Raw genomic sequence first — 276 nt, forward strand, 5'->3', positions numbered from 1 at the left:
TGGCGGACCCGGGCGTCGGCGGACACGGCATACAGCACGCCGCGCCCCCCCTCCCGGGCGGCATACAGCACCATGCTGCCGTTGGGGGCGAAGCTCGGGGATTCGTCCAGCGAGCCGGGAGACAGGGTGCTCCAGCTCGGCGACCCCAGGCTGCGGTCCATCATCGCGATCCGGTAGGTATTGCCGCTGCCCTGGGCCACGGCGATCTTCTTGCCGTCGAAGGACACGGTGGCCTTGGCGTTGTAGTTGCCCTGGAAGGTCACCCGGCTGGCGCTG

1 pseudogene is annotated in these 276 nt (G+C 69.9%); it reads right to left on the reverse strand.

Annotation, left to right across the window (positions count from 1 at the left end):
• Positions 1 to 276 (reverse strand): annotated as a pseudogene (locus tag SB822_RS56795) (Tol-Pal system protein TolB); the annotation flags it as partial.

This window comes from Paraburkholderia sp. SIMBA_054, assembly GCF_046534875.1.
In the GTDB taxonomy this organism is placed as follows: Bacteria; Pseudomonadota; Gammaproteobacteria; order Burkholderiales; family Burkholderiaceae; genus Paraburkholderia; species Paraburkholderia hospita.